The organism is Haloferax sulfurifontis ATCC BAA-897 (assembly GCF_000337835.1).
Taxonomy (GTDB): domain Archaea; phylum Halobacteriota; class Halobacteria; order Halobacteriales; family Haloferacaceae; genus Haloferax; species Haloferax denitrificans.
Window position 1 is genome coordinate 180,218 of sequence record NZ_AOLM01000020.1, and the last position, 16,211, is coordinate 196,428.

Below are 16,211 nucleotides of genomic sequence, written 5' to 3' on the forward strand. Positions count from 1 at the left end.
GCCCCCGGTACAAACGCCACAGTCTAGACGAGACGAGGATGAACCCGGCATGAAACTCAGCGTACTCGTGCCGTCCTCACTCGTCCGGGAAGCCGAAGACAAACGCGAGGCAACTCGCAAACTCGGCTACGTCGCCCGCGCGGCGGCGGTCTTCCGGGCGAACGAACTCGTCGTCTTCCCCGACGAAGACGGCGAGAACAAGTGGGGCGGCGAGTTCGTCGAAACCGTACTTCGGTACGCCGCGACGCCCCCCTACCTCCGCAAGGAGGTCTGGGGCAAGCGCGACGAACTCCGCTACGCTGGAATCTTGCCGCCCGTTCTCGTCGCGTCTACGACCGCGGACGACTCCGACGAGTCGCCCGCGTTGCGAGAAGGAATCGTGACCGAGGTCGGACCTGACGACCGCGTTCGGGTCAATTGCGGAATGCAACACCCGATCTCCCTGTTCGTCCCTCCCGGGATGGACCTCACAGAGGGAGAGCGCGTCGCTGTCAGGATCTCTTCGCGAGAACCGGTCCGTGCGCGGATCGTCGACGAGCCCCGTCCGGGCTTCGACGTATCCCGCATGGACCTCACGGAAGCACTCGGCAGGCCGGATGCGGGCGTGCGAATCGCCACGTCTCGCTATGGCGAACCGCTGTCGGTCCCCACATTGGGTGACTTGACGGCCCGCATCACCGATGCCGGCGGCATGACCGTCGTCTTCGGGTCGCCGGGCCGTGGGCTTCCGGACATGCTCGGGATGCCTCCCGAGGATGTTGCAGACGTCGAACCTTCCGTTGGTCCGGGGTTCGACCTCTGGCTCAATACGATTCCGCGACAGGGCAGTGAGGTCGTGCGAACAGAAGAAGCGATGTTCGCCTCCCTCGCCTCCCTGACACTCACGGAGTGAATCCATGCCACAACCAAGCAGACCACGAAAAGGCTCGATGGGCTTCAGCCCGCGCAAGCGAGCAGTCAAGGAGGTTCCACGCATCAAGTCGTGGCCGTCCGACGACGGCTCTCCCGCGCTGCAGGGCTTCGCCGGTTACAAGGCCGGTATGACCCACGTGATGATGGTCAACGACGAGGCAGACTCCCCCCGCGAAGGAATGGAGGAGTCCGTCCCGGTGACCGTCGTCGAGACGCCGCCGATGCGCGCCGTCGCCCTTCGCGCCTACGAGCAGACGCCGTACGGTATGAAGCCGCAGACCGAGGTCTGGGCGGGCGAGTTCCACGACGAACTCGACCGCGTCCTCGACCTGCCGGCAGAAGACACGTTCGACTCGGACGCCGACGCGCTTCGCGAGGCCGTCGAGGCCGGCGAAGTCGATGACCTCCGCGTCATCACGCACACGGTGCCCTCCGAGCTCGCGAACGTGCCCAAGAAGAAGCCCGACGTGATGGAGACTCGCGTCGGCGGCGGCTCCATGGTGGAGCGCGCCGACTTCGCCCTCGACCTCGTTGCCGAGGGCGGCGAACACGAGATGTCCGACGTGTTCCGCGCCGGCGAGTACCTCGACGCCGCGGGTGTCACGAAGGGTAAGGGTACGCAGGGTCCCGTCAAGCGATGGGGCGTCCAGAAGCGTAAGGGCAAGCACGCCCGCCAGGGCTGGAGACGCCGTATTGGCAACCTCGGCCCCTGGAACCCGTCCCGTGTCCGCTCTACGGTTCCGCAACTCGGTCAGACTGGCTACCACCAGCGCACCGAGCTCAACAAGCGCCTCATCGACCTCGGTGAGGGCGACGACGCCTCCGTCGACGGTGGCTTCGTCAACTACGGCGAGGTCGACGGCTCCTACGCGCTCATCAAGGGCTCGCTCCCGGGCCCCAACAAGCGCCTCCTGCGGTTCCGCCCGGCCATCCGGCCGAACGACCAGCCGCGCCTCGACCCCGAGGTGCGCTACGTCTCTACCGCATCGAACCAGGGTTAAACCATGCAGGCAACTATCCGAGACCTGAACGGCGACGACGCGGGCAGTATCGACCTGCCCGAGGTCTTCGAGACGGCTTACCGTCCGGACCTCATCAAGCGTGCCGTCATCGCCGCGCAGGCAAACCGAAAACAGCCGTACGGTGCCGACCCCTACGCCGGACTTCGAACCCCGGCAGAGTCCATGGGCAGTGGCCGTGGGATGTCCCACGACCCACGCCAGAACGGCGTCGCCCGACGCGTCCCGCACGCCGTCTCCGGCCGCCGCGCTCACCCGCCGAAGGCCGAAAAGGACCAGGGGAAGGAGATCAACACGAAGGAGCGTAAGCTCGCCGTCCGCTCGGCGCTCGCCGCCACGACGGACCCCGAGCTGGTCGCCGAGCGCGGTCACCGCTTCGACGACGACGTCGAGCTCCCCCTCGTCGTCTCCGACGACTTCGAGGACCTCGTCAAGACGAAGGAGGTCGTCGACCTCCTGCAGTCCCTCGGCGTCTACGACGACATCGAGCGCTCCGAGGAGAACAAGAAGGTCAAGGGCGGCCAGGGCAAGCTCCGCGGTCGCAAGTACACCCGTCCGAAGTCCATCCTCTTCGTGACGGCCGACGAGCCCTCGAAGGCGGCTCGCAACCTCGCGGGCGTCGACGTCGCCACCGCGGCGAACGTCTCCGCCGAGGACCTCGCGCCCGGCACCCACGCCGGCCGCCTCACGCTGTTCACTGAGAGCGCGCTCGAGGAGGTCGCAGAACGATGAGCATCATCGAACACCCGCTGGTCACGGAGAAGGCGATGAACCAGATGGACTTCGACAACAAGCTCCAGTTCATCGTCCACATCGACTCGACGAAGTCCGACGTCAAGTCGGAAGTCGAGTCGCGCTACGACGTGACCGTCGAGAAGGTCAACACGCAGGTCACGATGAAAGGCAAAAAGAAAGCAACAGTTCGTCTCTCTGAAGACGACGACGCGCAGGAAGTCGCGTCGCGTATCGGGGTGTTCTAACCATGGGACGCCGAATTCAGGGCCAGCGTCGCGGTCGCGGTACGTCCACGTTCCGGGCGCCGTCGCACCGCTACAAGGCCGAGCTGTCGCACAAGAAGTCCGAAGACAAAGACACGATCTCGGGTACGGTCGTCGGCATCGAGCACGACCCCGCACGCAGTGCGCCCATCGCCCTCGTCGAGTTCGAGGACGAACAGCGCATGATTCTCGCACCCGAGGGTATCTCCGTCGGCGAAGAGCTTCAGATCGGCGTCTCCGCCGAGATCAAGCCCGGCAACACCCTGCCGCTCGCCGAGATTCCCGAAGGTGTCCCCGTCTGTAACGTCGAGCACCAGCCCGGCGACGGCGGGAAGTTCGCCCGCGCCTCCGGCGTGAGCGCGCAGCTTCTCTCGCACGACCGCAAGGTCGCTATCGTGAAGCTCCCGTCGGGCGAGGTCAAGCGCCTCAACCCCAACTGCCGAGCCACCATCGGCGTCGTCGCCGGTGGCGGCCGCACGGAAAAGCCGTTCGTCAAGGCAGGCAAGAAGTACCACAAGATGAAAGCGCGCGGTATCAAGTGGCCGCGCGTGCGTGGTGTTGCTATGAACGCCGTCGACCACCCGTTCGGTGGCGGCGGCCGGCAACACCCCGGTCAGCCGAAGTCCGTCTCGCGGAACGCTCCGCCGGGCCGGAAGGTCGGTGACATCGCCTCCAAACGCACCGGTCGCGGTGGCAAGGGAGGTAAGTAACCATGAGTACGCAATACCGCACCGGCCGCGAAGGTGAGTTCACCTACCGCGGCTACACGCTCGACGAGCTGCAGGATATGGAGCTCGACGAGGTCGCGGAACTGCTCCCCGCTCGTCAGCGGCGAACCATCACCCGAGGCCTGTCGGCCGAGCACGAGAAACTGCTCGCGAAGGCTCAGGACAAGACGGAAGAGGAGACGGCTAACACGCCCATTCGAACGCACCTGCGCGACATGCCGATTCTCCCCGAATTCGTCGGTCTTACCTTCGCCGTCTACACCGGTCAGGAGTTCGAGCGCACCCAGATTCAGCCCGAGATGATCGGTCACTACCTGGGCGAGTTCCAGCTGACCCGTAGCTCGGTCGAGCACGGTCAGGCCGGTATCGGCGCGACCCGGTCTTCGAAGTTCGTGCCCCTCAAGTAAACCATGGGAATCAACTACAGCGTCGAGGCCGACCCGGACACCACGGCCAAGGGTATGCTCCGGGACCGGCCCATCAGCATCAAGCACAGCAAGGCCATCTCCCGAGCCATCAAGGGGATGCCCGTCGCCGACGCAGAGGAGTACCTCGAAGCCGTCATCGACGGCGAGCGGTCGGTTCCGTTCAAGCAGCACAACTCCGGCGTCGGTCACCGAAGCGACATCGACGGCTGGGACGCGGGACGGTACCCCGAGAAGGCGTCCAAGGCGTTCCTCGAACTCCTCGAAAACGTTCGCAACAACGCGACCGAACAGGGCTTCGACGGACCGGCCATGGAGATCAAGCACGTCGCCGCCCACAAGGTCGGCGAACGTCAGGGTCGCAAGCCCCGCGCCTTCGGTCGGGCGGACCCGTGGAACACCCCAATCTGTGACGTCGAACTCATCATCGAAGAGGTCGAGGAATAATGGCTGACGAACACCAATTCATCGAGAACGGACTGCAGCGGTCCCAGATCGACGAGTTCTTCGCAGAAGAGCTCGGTCGAGCGGGCTACGGCGGCATGGACGTCGCCAAGACGCCGATGGGCACCCAGATCGTGCTCAAGGCCGAAAAGCCCGGGATGGTCATCGGGAAAGGCGGGAAGAACATCCGTAAGGTCACCCGCGAACTCGAAGAGCGATTCAACCTCGACGACCCCCAGATCGACGTGCAGGAAGTCGACGAGCCGGACCTCAACGCCCGGATCGTCGCCGACCGCCTCGCCAACGCGCTCGAACGCGGCTGGTACTTCCGTAAGGCGGGTCACACGACCATCGACCGCATCATGGACGCCGGCGCCCTCGGTGCCGAGATCGTCCTCTCCGGAAAGGTCACGGGCGCTCGCTCCCGCGTGGAGAAGTTCAACCGCGGCTACATCAAGCACAACGGCGAGCCCGCACAGGAGATCGTCGACGAGGGCCAGGGCGTCGCAGTCATGAAGCTCGGCACCATCGGCGTGACGGTCAAGATCATCCCGCCGGGTGCGCGACTCCCCGACGACTTCGAAGTCGAGGAAGACGCCAACCCCGAGGCGGTCGAACAGATCGAAGAGACCGAAAGCGTCGAGGACCTCCTCGAAGAGGAGCCGGAGGAAGTTCCGGACGTCTCCGAGGAGGACGACGACGAGACGGACGCCATCGACGAAGACGTCGTCGAGGAAGCGGCCGTCGAAGCGGTCGAAGAGGAAGTCGTCGACGACGAAGCCGACGACGAGGACGAAGCGGTCGAGGAAGTCGTCGACGACGACGAGGAACTCGACGAAGACGTCGCCGAAGAGGCGGCCGACCTCGTCTCGGAGATGGAAGACGAAGACGACGAAACGGAGGAAGAATAAATGGCGATCCTCTACACCGAAGAGATTCGCGACATGACGCCCGCAGAGCGCACCGCCGAGCTCGAAGAGCTCGAGACGGAACTGCTCAACGCGAAGGCCGTTCAGGCCGCGGGCGGCGCGCCGGAGAACCCCGGCCGCGTCTCTGAACTGAAAAAGACCATCGCCCGAATCAAGACGATTCAGGGCGAAGAAGGCGACCTCGACGAAGAATAATGCCACTCACACCCGAGACTCTCACGCGACACGAACTCAACGGCCTCCACGTGGAGGTCGTCGACGCGGCGAACCCCGACCTCGTCGGGATAGCCGGTCGCATCGTCGTCGAGACGATGCACACGTTCATGCTCGACGACGGGTCTCGGGTGCGGCAGGTGCCGAAACGAGGGGCGACCTTCGAATTTGAGATTCCGCGTACAGATGAAGCCGCCGGCGCCGCGAAGGCGTCGGGGACCGCGTCCAAACTTCGGTCGGATACTACTGGCGGATTTGATGCCAGTCAGTCTGGCCGGCTCGCCGACTCATCATCGGCGGCTTCCCGTTCCGGGAATTGCGAGGGTGTGGCCTACGTTACGGTGGATGGCGCACAACTGCTCTCACGACCCGCCCTGCGCACCGAAACTACAGGTGACTCGAAATGGCGATAGGACTTGACGTTCCAATGCCTCCGGAACCTGACGATTCCGAGGCTTACGACTACGAAAAATGTCCGTTCTACGGCTCGCTCTCCGTCCGGGGTCAGACCCTGGAGGGGACGGTCGTCTCGACGGACATGGCAAAGACCGTCATCGTCGAGCGGGAGTACGACGTATTCGTTCCGAAGTACGACCGCTACATGAAGCGACGTTCCCGCATCCCGGCACACGTGCCGGGCGTGCTCGACGACGTCGCTGTCGGTGACGAAGTAACGATTGCGGAGACCCGACCTCTCTCGAAGACGAAATCCCACGTCGTCGTCGAGATTATCGGAGGTGACGAGTGATGGAAGCGCTCAAAGCGGACATCACCAAGGGTGTCGCCCGTGGCTCGCTGGTCACGTGCGCCGACAACACCGGCGCTCGTGAACTGAAGATTATCAGCGTCGCGGGTTACTCCGGTACGAAGAACCGCCACCCCAAGGCAGGCATCGGGGACAAGGTGACCGTCTCGGTCACCAAAGGTACCCCCGAGATGCGCCGCCAGGTGCTCGAAGCTGTCATCGTCCGCCAGCGGAAATCCATCCGCCGGCCCGATGGCACGCGTGTGAAGTTCGAGGACAACGCCGCCGTCATCATCGACGAGATGGAAGAGCCTCGCGGGACCGAAATCAAGGGTCCCGTCGCACGCGAAGTCGCCGAGCGCTTCGGGAGTATCGCATCGACGGCTACGATGATCGTATAGTATGACTCGACAACCGCGCAAACAGCGAACCCAGATTCGCGACGCGCCGCTCCACGAGCGGCAAAAGCAGGTCCGCGCACCGCTGTCGGCCGACCTCCGCGAGGAGTACGGCAACCGTAACGTCCGCGTCAACGCGGGCGACACGGTCGAGGTGCTCCGCGGCGACTTCGCCGGCGACGAAGGCGAAGTCACCGAGGTCGACCTCACGGACGCCGTCATCTACGTCGACGGCGTCACCGTTGAGAAAGCCGACGGCGAGGAGGCCCCACGCCCCCTTCAGGCCAGTAACGTCCGCGTGACGGAACTGGACCTCGAAGACGACGTGCGCGAGGCCCGACTCAAGGAGGATAACGAATGACTCGACACCAGAAGCGACTGTCCGTACCGAAGTCCTGGCCGGTCGAGCGCAAGACAGGCACGTTCACGGTCAAGGCCGGAGCGGGTCCGCACGGCGAGGCGGGGGTTCCCCTCATCATCGTCCTGCGCGACGTGCTCGGCTACGTTGACTCGAAGAAGGAGGCCCAGTACGCCCTCAACCACCAGAGTATTCTGGTCAACGGCGACGTGGCCTCCGACGTCCGCCGTCCCATCGGGATGTTCGACATCCTGGCGTTCGTCCAGCGAGAGGAGTACTACCGCGTCTTCCCCGACGAGGGAGGCCGCCTGGCGCTGACGCCCATCGACGCCGACTCGGCATCCAGCCGTCTCGGCAAGATCGTGAACAAGACGCAGGTCTCCGGTGGCGACTTCCAGCTGACGCTCCACGACGGGGCGACCCTCGTCGTCGAGGACGCCTCGGAGTACAGCGGCAAGGACTCCATCGTCGTCGACAACGAGACGAAGGACGTCGTCGCGCACTTCCCCTACGAGGAAGGCGCGCTCGTCACAGCTGTCAACGGGCAGCATGCTGGCGAAATCGGCGAGGTCACAGAGATAATCGTCACGCCCGGCAGCGGGAACAACTCCGTTGTCGTCGAGACCGAAGACGGCGAGTTCGAGACGGTCGAACAGTACGTCGTCGTCATCGACGAGAACTTCACGGGTGATGACGAATGAGCGAGGCTGACTTCCACGCGATGCGCGACCCGCGCATCGAGAAGGTCGTCGTCCACATGGGCGTCGGCGAAGGCGGTCGCGAACTCGCCAAGGCCGAGGACATCCTCGAGGAGATTACCGGTCAGGAGAGCGTTCGCACGATCTCCGGCCGAGCCTCGCAGGACTTCGGCGTTCGCCGCGGCGAACCCGTCGGCGCGAAGGTCACCCTCCGCGGTGACACCGCCGTCGAGTTCCTCGAAACCGCACTCCCCATCGCGGACCTCTCGGTCTCGTCGTTCGACGAGACTGGCAACTTCGGCTTCGGCGTCGAAGAGCACACGGAGTTCCCAAGCCAGGAGTACGACCCGCAGATCGGTATCTACGGGCTGGACGTGACGGTCAACCTCGTCCGCCCCGGCTACCGAGTGAAAAAGCGCGACAAGCGTTCCCGACAGATTCCGTCGTCCCACCGGATGACCGTCGAGGACGCCGTCGCGTTCATCGAGTCCACGTTCGACGTGGAGGTTGAAGAATGAGCGATAGCGAAACAGAACAGACGGGCGAGCACGCGTCCCGCCGCACCGGCCAGGAAAACGAGTGCCGGCGCTGCGGTCGAAAACAGGGACTTGTCAGCAAGTACGACATCAACCTGTGCCGCCAGTGCTTCCGAGAGATCGCCCGCGAGATGGGATTCAAGAAGTACCGATAAGAATGGCTGACAACGACCCACTCAGTAGCGCGCTTTCCGGTGTGGACAACGCCGAGAGCGTCGGACACCTGTCCCACGAGATCCAGCCCGCCTCCAACATCATCGGCTCCGTCCTCGAGGTCTTCTACGACCGCGGGTACATCGACGGCTTCGAGTTCGTCGACGACGGCAAGGCCGGTCTGTTCGAGGTTGAACTGAAAGGCGCAATCAACGATTGTGGCGTCGTCAAGCCCCGGTATTCCGCCGGAGCCGACGACTTCGAGAAATGGGAGAAGCGATTCCTCCCCGCCCGTGACTACGGCGCGCTCATCGTCACGACGAGCCACGGCGTCATGAGCCACTACGAGGCCCGCGAGAAGGGCATCGGTGGCCAGATCATCGCCTACGTCTACTAGAACAATGAGCCGAATAGAAATCGAAATCCCGGACGAGGTATCCGCCGAGGTCAAGAACCTCGAGCTCACCATCGAGGGCCCCAACGGAAGCGTCACAAAGCGCCTCTGGTACCCGAACGTCACGGTCTCCGCCGAAGACGCCGCTGTCGTCATCGAGAGCGACGTCGAGAACGCGAAGACCAACGCGACCATCGGTACCTTCGAGAGCCACGTGAACAACATGCTTCACGGCGCGACCGAAGGGTGGGAGTACAAGATGGAAGTCCACTACGCTCACTTCCCGATGCAGGTTAGTGTCGAAGGGAGCGACGTGGTCATCAAGAACTTCCTCGGCGAGAAGTCCCCGCGACGAGCGCAGATTCGCGGCGACACGGACGTACAGGTCGACGGCGAAGAACTCACCCTGACGGGCTCCAACAAGGAGGACGTCGGGCAGACCGCCGCCGACATCGAACAACTCACCCGCGTCAAGGACAAGGACACTCGCGTGTTCACCGACGGCGTGTACATCACCCAGAAACCGCAGACTGGTGATGCCTAATGTCGGAAGAAATCACCGAACTCGAAGACATCAGCGGCGTCGGCCCGTCGAAGGCCGACGCACTCCGCGAAGCCGGCTTCGAGAGCGTCGACGACGTACAGGCCGCGAGCCAGTCCGAACTGGCCGAGGTCGACGGCATCGGGAACGCGCTCGCCGCGCGTATCAAAGCCGACGTCGGTGGCCTCGAGGTCTCCGACGAGTCCGAGGCCGAAGTCGAAGACGAGTCCGAAGCCGAGCCTGAGGAAGAGGAAGCCGAAGAAGTCGAGACGGAGCTTCAGCCCCGCGGTCACGCGGACAAGAAGCCCCAGCTCGACGACGAAACCGCGGAAGCCCTGGCGCAGAAGCGCCGCGAGGGCAAGCCGCAGTTCAACCGGCAGGACCACCACAAGAAGAAGCGCACGCCCAAGTCGTGGCGTCGCCCCCGTGGCGGTCTCTCCAAACAGCGTATCGGCATCAAGGGCAAGGGCCCCAAGGTCGAGGCGGGCTACCGCACGCCGAAGGCCGCCCGCGGCCTTCACCCGTCGGGCTTCGAGGAGGTCCGCGTGTTCAACACGGACGATCTCGAAGGCATCGACGGTGATACGCAGGCAGTTCGCATCGCCTCCTCGGTCGGCGCGCGCAAGCGCGAGCGCATCGAGGAAGCGTGTGAGGACCGCGAGATTCGCGTCCTCAACCCCACCTACGTCGAAGTCGAGGTGGACAACTGATGACGGACCTCAAAGCGCAGAAGCGAATGGCGGCCGACGTCCTCGACGTCGGCAAGGGTCGAGTTTGGTTCGACCCCGAGGAACAGTCCGAAATCGCGGAGGCTATCACGCGCGAAGACATCCGTGAACTCGTCGACGAGGGCACGATTCGCGCCAAGGACGCCAAGGGCAACTCGAAGGGTCGCGCACGCGAGCGCGCCGCCAAGCGTTCCTACGGTCACCGCAAGGGTGCCGGCTCCCGCAAGGGCCGTTCCGGCGCTCGACAGAACAAGAAAGACGCATGGGTCAGCCGAATCCGCGCCCAGCGCCGTCGCCTGAAGGAGCTTCGCGAGGACGGAACGCTCGACCGTTCCCAGTACCGCTCGCTCTACAACAAGGCGTCCGGTGGCGAATTCGATAGCGTGGACCGGCTCGAAGCGTACATTCAGAACAACTACCAGGTGGAGATTCAATAATGGCGACCGGACCACGATACAAGGTTCCGATGCGGCGTCGCCGCGAAGTCCGGACCGATTACCATCAAAGGTTGCGCCTGCTGAAATCGGGCAAGCCCCGCCTCGTTGCTCGCGTGAGCAACAAGCACGTCAGGGCGCAGCTGGTCACTCCGGGCCCGCAGGGCGACGAGACCCACGCTGCAGCGACCTCTGCCGACCTCGACGAGTACGGCTGGGAAGCCCCCACGGGCAACCTCCCGAGCGCGTACCTCACGGGGTATCTGGCAGGTAAGCGGGCGCTGGCCGCCGGCGTCGAGGAAGCGGTCCTCGACATCGGCCTCAACACGGCCACGCCCGGGAACAAGGTCTTCGCGGTGCAGGAGGGTGCTATCGACGCTGGCCTCGAAATCCCCCACAACGACGCAGTGCTCGCTGACTGGGACCGCAACCGCGGTGTCCACATCGCCGAGTACGCAGAGCAGCTCGACGAGCCGCTCTACAGTGGAGACTTCGATGCCACGAACCTCCCCGACCACTTCGACGAAGTGCTCGGGAACCTTCAGGAGGACGAATGAGCAGAAATAACAACGGCTGGGAGCCGCGAACGCGGCTCGGCCGCATGGTGCAGAACGGCGACGTCACGTCGATGGACCAGGCGCTCGAGACGGGACTTCCGCTCAAGGAACCCCAGCTCGTCGACCAGCTCCTTCCCGGACTGGACGACGAGGTGCTCGACATCAACATGGTCCAGCGCATGACCGACTCCGGCCGCCGGGTGAAGTTCCGGTGTGTCGTCGCAGTCGGGAACCGTGACGGCTACCTCGGCTACGCTGAGGCCCGCGACGACCAGGTCGGCGGTGCCATCCAGAAAGCCATCGAGGTGGCGAAACTGAACATCATCAAGGTGGACCGCGGCTCGGGGTCGTGGGAAGACCGCGCAGGCGGCCTCAACTCCCTCTCGCGCAAGGCGGAGGGGAAGGCCGGCTCCGTGACGGTCCGCATCATCCCCGCTCCGCAGGGCCTCGGCCTCGCGGCCGCAGAGACCGTCCGCAACATCCTCGAACTCGCCGGCATCCAGGACGCCTGGACCAAGAGCGACGGGAACACCCGGACCACGGTCAACCTCGCGAAGGCGACCTACAACGCGCTCAAGAACGCGTCGCAGTCCCGCACGCCGCGGCGCGCTCGCGAAGTCCGTCAGGAGGTGCGCGAATAATGCAGGCTATCGTTCAGCTTCGCGGTGAGGTCAACATCGCACAGGACGTCCGCGACACGCTCACGATGCTCAACATCCACCGCGTGAACCACGCGACGTTCGTGCCGGAAACCGACGCCTACCGCGGAATGATCTCGAAGGTCAATGACTTCGTCGCGCACGGGGAACCGAGCGTCGACGTCGTCGAGACCCTCATCAGCACGCGCGCCGAGCCCGAGTCGGGCGACGGCGACATCACCGATGAGTGGGTCTCCGAGAACACCGACTACGACGATGTGGCCGCGCTCGCGCAGGCCATCGTCGACGAGGAGACGACCCTGCGAAAGCAAGGCGTCTCCCCCGTGCTCCGTCTGCACCCGCCGCGCGGCGGTCACCGCGGACAGAAGCACGTCACCAAGGAAGGTGGCCAGCTCGGTAAGCACAGCACCGAACAGATCGACGAACTCCTGGAGGACATGCGATGACGTCCAAGAAGCGACGCCAACGCGGCTCCCGCACGCACAGCGGCGGTACCCACAAGAACCGGCGTGGCGCCGGTCACCGTGGCGGCCGCGGCCGCGCCGGACGCGACAAACACGAGTTCCACAACTACGAGCCGCTCGGCAAGCACGGCTTCAAGCGACCCGACGTCCTACAGGACGACGTCGCCGAAGTCAAGATCCAGAAGCTCGACGAGGACGCGGCGCTCCTCGCGGCCGACGGAGTCGCCGAGAAAGACGGCGACACCTACGTCGTCGACGCTCGCGACGTGGCCGAAGACGGCTGGGAAGCCGACGTCGTGAAGGTGCTCGGTGGCGGGCAGGTCCGCAACGAACTGCACGTCGTCGCCGACGCCTTCACGGCCGGTGCCGTCGAACTCATCGAAGAGGCAGGCGGCGACGCCGAACTCTCCGAACGCGCTGAAGAAGCGGCCGAGGCCGAGGAATCGGCCGACGCCGACGAAGACGACGAGGAATAAATCATGGGATGGAAGGACGCCGCCGAACCAGTGCTTTCGCGGATGCCCGCAGTCGCCCGACCGGAGGGACACGTCCCGTTCCGCCGGAAGCTCGGGTGGACCGGCGGCATCCTCGTCTTGTACTTCTTCCTGACGAACGTGACGCTGTTCGGCCTCGACGCCGCGACGGCGAACGACCTGTTCGGTCAGTTCCGGTCCATCTTGGCCGGCCAGCAGGGCTCGGTGCTCCAACTGGGTATCGGCCCCATCGTCACGGCGAGCATCGTCCTGCAACTGCTCGGCGGTGCTGACCTGCTCGGACTCGACACGGACAACAACCCGCGCGATCAGGTCCTCTATCAGGGCCTCCAGAAACTGCTCGTCGGAGTCATGATCTGCCTGACGGGACTGCCGATGGTGTTCGCAGGGAACTTCCTGCCGGCCGACCAGGCCGTCGCGACGTCGCTCGGCATCGGGACGTTCGGCGTTCGGAGTCTCATCTTCGCGCAGATCGCCGTCGGCGGCGTCCTCATCCTGTTCATGGACGAAATCGTCAGCAAGTGGGGCGTCGGCTCCGGCGTCGGCCTGTTCATCATCGCCGGCGTCAGCCAACAGCTCGTCGGCGGGCTGTTCAGCTGGCAGGGCCTCGGCGGCGCGTCCGGGTTCTTCCCGACGTGGATCGGCATCGTCACCGGTGCCATCGAACTGCCGGCCTCGCCGACCGACCTGCTGTCGACGATCTTCCTCGGTCAGGGCCAACTGCTCGCGCTCATCACGACGGTGCTCATCTTCGGCATCGTCGTCTACGCCGAGAGCGTCCGCGTCGAGATTCCCCTCTCGCACGCTCGCGTCAAGGGCGCTCGCGGTCGCTTCCCCGTGAAGCTCATCTACGCGAGCGTCCTGCCGATGATCCTCGTTCGCGCCCTGCAGGCGAACATCCAGTTCCTCGGCCGGTTTCTCAACAGCGGGTGGGTCGGCATGCCCGCCTGGCTCGGCCAGTACACGGGTGGACAGGTCACCGGTGGCCTGTTTTACTACCTCGCGCCCATCCAGTCGCGCTCCGACTGGATGTGGTTCCTCGGCCTCACGTCGGCCGACCCGCTCGACATCGCCATCCGCGTGCTCATCGACCTGATCTTCATGATCGTCGGTGGCGCGGTGTTCGCGATCTTCTGGGTCGAGACGACGGGCATGGGTCCGGAATCGACCGCGCGACAGATTCAGAACTCCGGGATGCAGATTCCCGGCTTCCGCCGCAACCCGCAGGTCATCGAGAAGGTCATGGAGCGGTACATCCCGCAGGTGACCGTCATCGGTGGCGCGCTCGTCGGCCTGCTCGCCGTCATGGCGAACATGCTCGGCACCATCGGTGCAGTCTCCGGGACGGGACTGCTCCTCACGGTCTCCATCACGTACAAGCTGTACGAGGAGATCGCGGAGGAACAGCTCATGGAGATGCACCCGATGATGCGCCAGATGTTTGGCTCGGAATAAACACTGAGCCAACAACCCGGAGAAAATCTCCGGTTCGTTTTTTCTTTCGCAGCGCTTGACACATTTGCGGACGTTTAAGTCAGTCTGTTCGACCACGATGAGCCATGAGGCCATCTGGTCAGGATGACAACATTGACGACATCTCCCCGCACGTCCACCTCGAAGTCCCGAAAGACAAGAAAGCTCAGTGGTTGGAATACGCACTCGAACACTACCGAGGAAACCTGACTGCTCTGATTGAATCAGCAGTTGATAACACCGTTTCGTCTCACTGGGTTTTGGAAGATGATACCGAGTCGGAGGCCCGAGTGGATCTCACTCCTCTTGAATCGGAGTTGGGCGAGCTGAAAGAACAGGTGTCCACAATCTCCAGTGAGATGTACAAATCTTCTCAGGAAGAAATGGACAACCTGTCTCGCATGGAGTTCCTGCGACTGGCTGCTGATGTGCAAGATTTGTTGCCCGTTGTCTGGAATCCAAACGCTCTCCCGGATATAAATGAGACATCGCGTCAGTCACCGGAAAACGGCGACCTGATTTTGACCACAGCCCCGGATATTGCTTCACACATCGATGTTTCTGAGAGACTTGTCCGTCAAGCCTGTCGTCATCTCGAACAAGAGGAACCCACCGTTGATAGTGTGGTGAGAGACGGTGTGCGCTGCTGGTTCCAGACACCGGACGAACCAGACGTCCGAGAGCAGATTGTTGAGACAGACGAATCAGATTGGTCTTCGGAGGTGAACGATGATTAGAAATGAAAAGGGCAAGTTCGAGCAAGAGTACACACTGGACCAGTATGAAGGCCTGTACGACGATTATGAAGAGTGGGTGGATCCGAACGCAGACAAAGAGACGACTTCTGACCGACTTAAAGCAGGGGTCCGTGCATGGTTATTTTGGTGCGAAGAGAATCAGATCGATCCATTCGAAGTCGAAGAGAATGATGTTCGAAGTTATATTGTCGAGGGACTTTCCAAATACGCCGATACTACGCTCATCAGGCGTGTAGCGACGGTTTCAAAGTATTACCACTATCATCTCCATGACCCGAACTCTGGTGTGGAAATCGAGGAGAATCCAACTGCGGAAATCAATCTGAGAAGAGACTACGATGTCAGACAAACTGCAGAATATGTCCGTGTGCTGAGCAGGCAAGGACGAAGCGACGTCATTGCATTGCCGTTCGAGAAAATCAAACTCATTTTCTCGGAGGTGGAAGGTAAAGATCCGATTTCGGTTCGAAACGAACTCATCTGTAGGTTGTTGTGGCAAACAGCACTTCGAAGCGACGAGTTGTCACGTATTCGCATCGATAATATCGACTTTGAAGAGCGAGACATCAAAATTCGATCATCGAAGCTGAATCAAGAAGACCATCCAAAACTCTACCATCGACACGTCTGGTGGGAGAAGAACCTTGACCGGCTCATGTTCAAGTGGCTTGAAACACACCGATCACGATCCTCGAAGTACGCGGAAGAGAGTCCCTACTTGTTCTTGACGAGCCATAGTGATCAGATGCGACCAACCCATATCAGCCGAATCGTCAAAGAAGCGGCCCATAGCGCTGGGATTCAGGAGCCATTGACGCGGAAGCCATCAGGAGAGGTGAAACAGTGGCTCATCACAGCTCACCGGCTCCGGCACAGTCGCATCACACAGCTGGTCAATGAGACGGACATGGATCTGAACTGGGTTCGTATGATGGCAGGCCACGCCAAGATAGATACCACGTTAAAATATGTGCGCGAGGACTGGGGATTGGCACACGACGCATATCGTGACGCGCTTGAGGAGTGATTAGTTACTTGGATAAAACAGGAATCCTCCTCGGATTCCATCGTAATCAACAGTTCGAGAGGTTAACCGATTAATCATCTCTTCTGCGCTGGGTTACCCATGCAAAGCAGTGTAGAGACGGACTGA

The 16,211-nt window shown here is 62.8% G+C and carries 27 protein-coding genes; all 27 read left to right on the forward strand.

Features of this window, described 5'->3' with window-relative positions; all coding sequences use genetic code 11:
* The first annotated feature begins 49 nt into the window (after nt 1-49).
* The 27 genes from C441_RS12070 to C441_RS12200 all read left to right on the forward strand — a co-directional run bounded on the left by C441_RS12070 (nt 50) and on the right by C441_RS12200 (nt 16,085).
* On the forward strand, nt 50-892 hold the full coding sequence (locus C441_RS12070) for a putative RNA uridine N3 methyltransferase (protein ID WP_007275334.1): 843 nt from the start codon (nt 50-52) through the stop codon (nt 890-892).
* Nucleotides 893-896: 4 nt separating this feature from the next.
* On the forward strand, nt 897-1,913 hold the full coding sequence (locus C441_RS12075) for a 50S ribosomal protein L3 (protein ID WP_004969581.1): 1,017 nt from the start codon (nt 897-899) through the stop codon (nt 1,911-1,913).
* A gap of 3 nt (nt 1,914-1,916) precedes the next feature.
* Nucleotides 1,917-2,663 carry a 50S ribosomal protein L4 gene (gene rpl4p, locus C441_RS12080; RefSeq protein WP_004969582.1) on the forward strand — a complete coding sequence of 249 codons (747 nt, stop codon included), beginning with the start codon at nt 1,917-1,919 and terminating at the stop codon, nt 2,661-2,663.
* Complete coding sequence (locus C441_RS12085) at nt 2,660-2,911, forward strand: 50S ribosomal protein L23 (protein WP_004042614.1); 252 nt, start codon at nt 2,660-2,662, stop codon at nt 2,909-2,911. The genes rpl4p and C441_RS12085 overlap by 4 nt, the downstream gene beginning before the upstream one ends.
* 2 nt (nt 2,912-2,913) lie before the next feature.
* Nucleotides 2,914-3,639, forward strand: coding sequence for a 50S ribosomal protein L2 (locus C441_RS12090; RefSeq protein ID WP_004042612.1), 726 nt, complete (start codon nt 2,914-2,916; stop codon nt 3,637-3,639).
* Between the two features lie 2 nt (nt 3,640-3,641).
* The gene (locus tag C441_RS12095; protein WP_004974913.1) at nt 3,642-4,064 is read left to right on the forward strand and encodes a 30S ribosomal protein S19; all 423 of its coding nucleotides are present in this window, start codon (nt 3,642-3,644) and stop codon (nt 4,062-4,064) included.
* A 3-nt stretch (nt 4,065-4,067) separates the two neighbouring features.
* Complete coding sequence (locus tag C441_RS12100) at nt 4,068-4,529, forward strand: 50S ribosomal protein L22 (protein WP_004042608.1); 462 nt, start codon at nt 4,068-4,070, stop codon at nt 4,527-4,529.
* A complete protein-coding gene (locus C441_RS12105; protein WP_007275335.1) occupies nt 4,529-5,437 on the forward strand; it encodes a 30S ribosomal protein S3 in 909 nt (302 codons plus the stop codon). The genes C441_RS12100 and C441_RS12105 overlap by 1 nt, the downstream gene beginning before the upstream one ends.
* A complete protein-coding gene (gene rpmC / locus C441_RS12110; protein ID WP_004062417.1) occupies nt 5,438-5,650 on the forward strand; it encodes a 50S ribosomal protein L29 in 213 nt (70 codons plus the stop codon).
* On the forward strand, nt 5,650-6,081 hold the full coding sequence (locus C441_RS12115) for a ribonuclease P protein component 1 (protein WP_007275336.1): 432 nt from the start codon (nt 5,650-5,652) through the stop codon (nt 6,079-6,081). Before rpmC ends, C441_RS12115 begins: the two co-directional genes overlap by 1 nt.
* On the forward strand, nt 6,072-6,416 hold the full coding sequence (locus tag C441_RS12120) for a 30S ribosomal protein S17 (RefSeq protein ID WP_042663561.1): 345 nt from the start codon (nt 6,072-6,074) through the stop codon (nt 6,414-6,416). The genes C441_RS12115 and C441_RS12120 overlap by 10 nt, the downstream gene beginning before the upstream one ends.
* On the forward strand, nt 6,416-6,814 hold the full coding sequence (locus C441_RS12125; RefSeq protein ID WP_004042597.1) for a 50S ribosomal protein L14: 399 nt from the start codon (nt 6,416-6,418) through the stop codon (nt 6,812-6,814). The genes C441_RS12120 and C441_RS12125 overlap by 1 nt, the downstream gene beginning before the upstream one ends.
* A gap of 1 nt (nt 6,815) precedes the next feature.
* Entirely contained in the window at nt 6,816-7,172 is a 357-nt protein-coding gene (gene rplX / locus C441_RS12130; protein WP_004969587.1) for a 50S ribosomal protein L24, read from the forward strand.
* The gene (locus C441_RS12135; protein ID WP_007275337.1) at nt 7,169-7,870 is read left to right on the forward strand and encodes a 30S ribosomal protein S4e; all 702 of its coding nucleotides are present in this window, start codon (nt 7,169-7,171) and stop codon (nt 7,868-7,870) included. Before rplX ends, C441_RS12135 begins: the two co-directional genes overlap by 4 nt.
* Nucleotides 7,867-8,385, forward strand: coding sequence for a 50S ribosomal protein L5 (locus C441_RS12140; protein WP_004969589.1), 519 nt, complete (start codon nt 7,867-7,869; stop codon nt 8,383-8,385). Before C441_RS12135 ends, C441_RS12140 begins: the two co-directional genes overlap by 4 nt.
* Nucleotides 8,382-8,558, forward strand: a complete 177-nt coding sequence (locus C441_RS12145; RefSeq protein WP_004042587.1) for a 30S ribosomal protein S14 — start codon at nt 8,382-8,384, stop codon at nt 8,556-8,558. Before C441_RS12140 ends, C441_RS12145 begins: the two co-directional genes overlap by 4 nt.
* A gap of 2 nt (nt 8,559-8,560) precedes the next feature.
* Nucleotides 8,561-8,953 carry a 30S ribosomal protein S8 gene (locus C441_RS12150; RefSeq protein ID WP_004042581.1) on the forward strand — a complete coding sequence of 131 codons (393 nt, stop codon included), beginning with the start codon at nt 8,561-8,563 and terminating at the stop codon, nt 8,951-8,953.
* A gap of 4 nt (nt 8,954-8,957) precedes the next feature.
* Nucleotides 8,958-9,494, forward strand: a complete 537-nt coding sequence (locus C441_RS12155; RefSeq protein ID WP_007275338.1) for a 50S ribosomal protein L6 — start codon at nt 8,958-8,960, stop codon at nt 9,492-9,494.
* Complete coding sequence (locus tag C441_RS12160) at nt 9,494-10,201, forward strand: 50S ribosomal protein L32e (protein WP_007275339.1); 708 nt, start codon at nt 9,494-9,496, stop codon at nt 10,199-10,201. The genes C441_RS12155 and C441_RS12160 overlap by 1 nt, the downstream gene beginning before the upstream one ends.
* Nucleotides 10,201-10,656 (forward strand): 50S ribosomal protein L19e, encoded by a 456-nt coding sequence (locus C441_RS12165; RefSeq protein ID WP_004969594.1) that lies wholly within the window; start codon nt 10,201-10,203, stop codon nt 10,654-10,656. The genes C441_RS12160 and C441_RS12165 overlap by 1 nt, the downstream gene beginning before the upstream one ends.
* The gene (locus tag C441_RS12170) at nt 10,656-11,210 is read left to right on the forward strand and encodes a 50S ribosomal protein L18 (protein WP_004969595.1); all 555 of its coding nucleotides are present in this window, start codon (nt 10,656-10,658) and stop codon (nt 11,208-11,210) included. The genes C441_RS12165 and C441_RS12170 overlap by 1 nt, the downstream gene beginning before the upstream one ends.
* Complete coding sequence (locus C441_RS12175; RefSeq protein ID WP_049920563.1) at nt 11,207-11,851, forward strand: 30S ribosomal protein S5; 645 nt, start codon at nt 11,207-11,209, stop codon at nt 11,849-11,851. Before C441_RS12170 ends, C441_RS12175 begins: the two co-directional genes overlap by 4 nt.
* Complete coding sequence (locus tag C441_RS12180) at nt 11,851-12,315, forward strand: 50S ribosomal protein L30 (protein WP_007275340.1); 465 nt, start codon at nt 11,851-11,853, stop codon at nt 12,313-12,315. Before C441_RS12175 ends, C441_RS12180 begins: the two co-directional genes overlap by 1 nt.
* Entirely contained in the window at nt 12,312-12,809 is a 498-nt protein-coding gene (locus C441_RS12185) for an uL15m family ribosomal protein (RefSeq protein WP_004969598.1), read from the forward strand. The genes C441_RS12180 and C441_RS12185 overlap by 4 nt, the downstream gene beginning before the upstream one ends.
* Nucleotides 12,810-12,812: 3 nt before the next feature.
* Entirely contained in the window at nt 12,813-14,282 is a 1,470-nt protein-coding gene (gene secY, locus C441_RS12190; protein WP_007275341.1) for a preprotein translocase subunit SecY, read from the forward strand.
* A gap of 104 nt (nt 14,283-14,386) precedes the next feature.
* On the forward strand, nt 14,387-15,037 hold the full coding sequence (locus C441_RS12195) for a hypothetical protein (protein ID WP_007275342.1): 651 nt from the start codon (nt 14,387-14,389) through the stop codon (nt 15,035-15,037).
* Nucleotides 15,030-16,085, forward strand: a complete 1,056-nt coding sequence (locus C441_RS12200; RefSeq protein ID WP_007275343.1) for a tyrosine-type recombinase/integrase — start codon at nt 15,030-15,032, stop codon at nt 16,083-16,085. The genes C441_RS12195 and C441_RS12200 overlap by 8 nt, the downstream gene beginning before the upstream one ends.
* Nucleotides 16,086-16,211 lie beyond the last annotated feature (126 nt).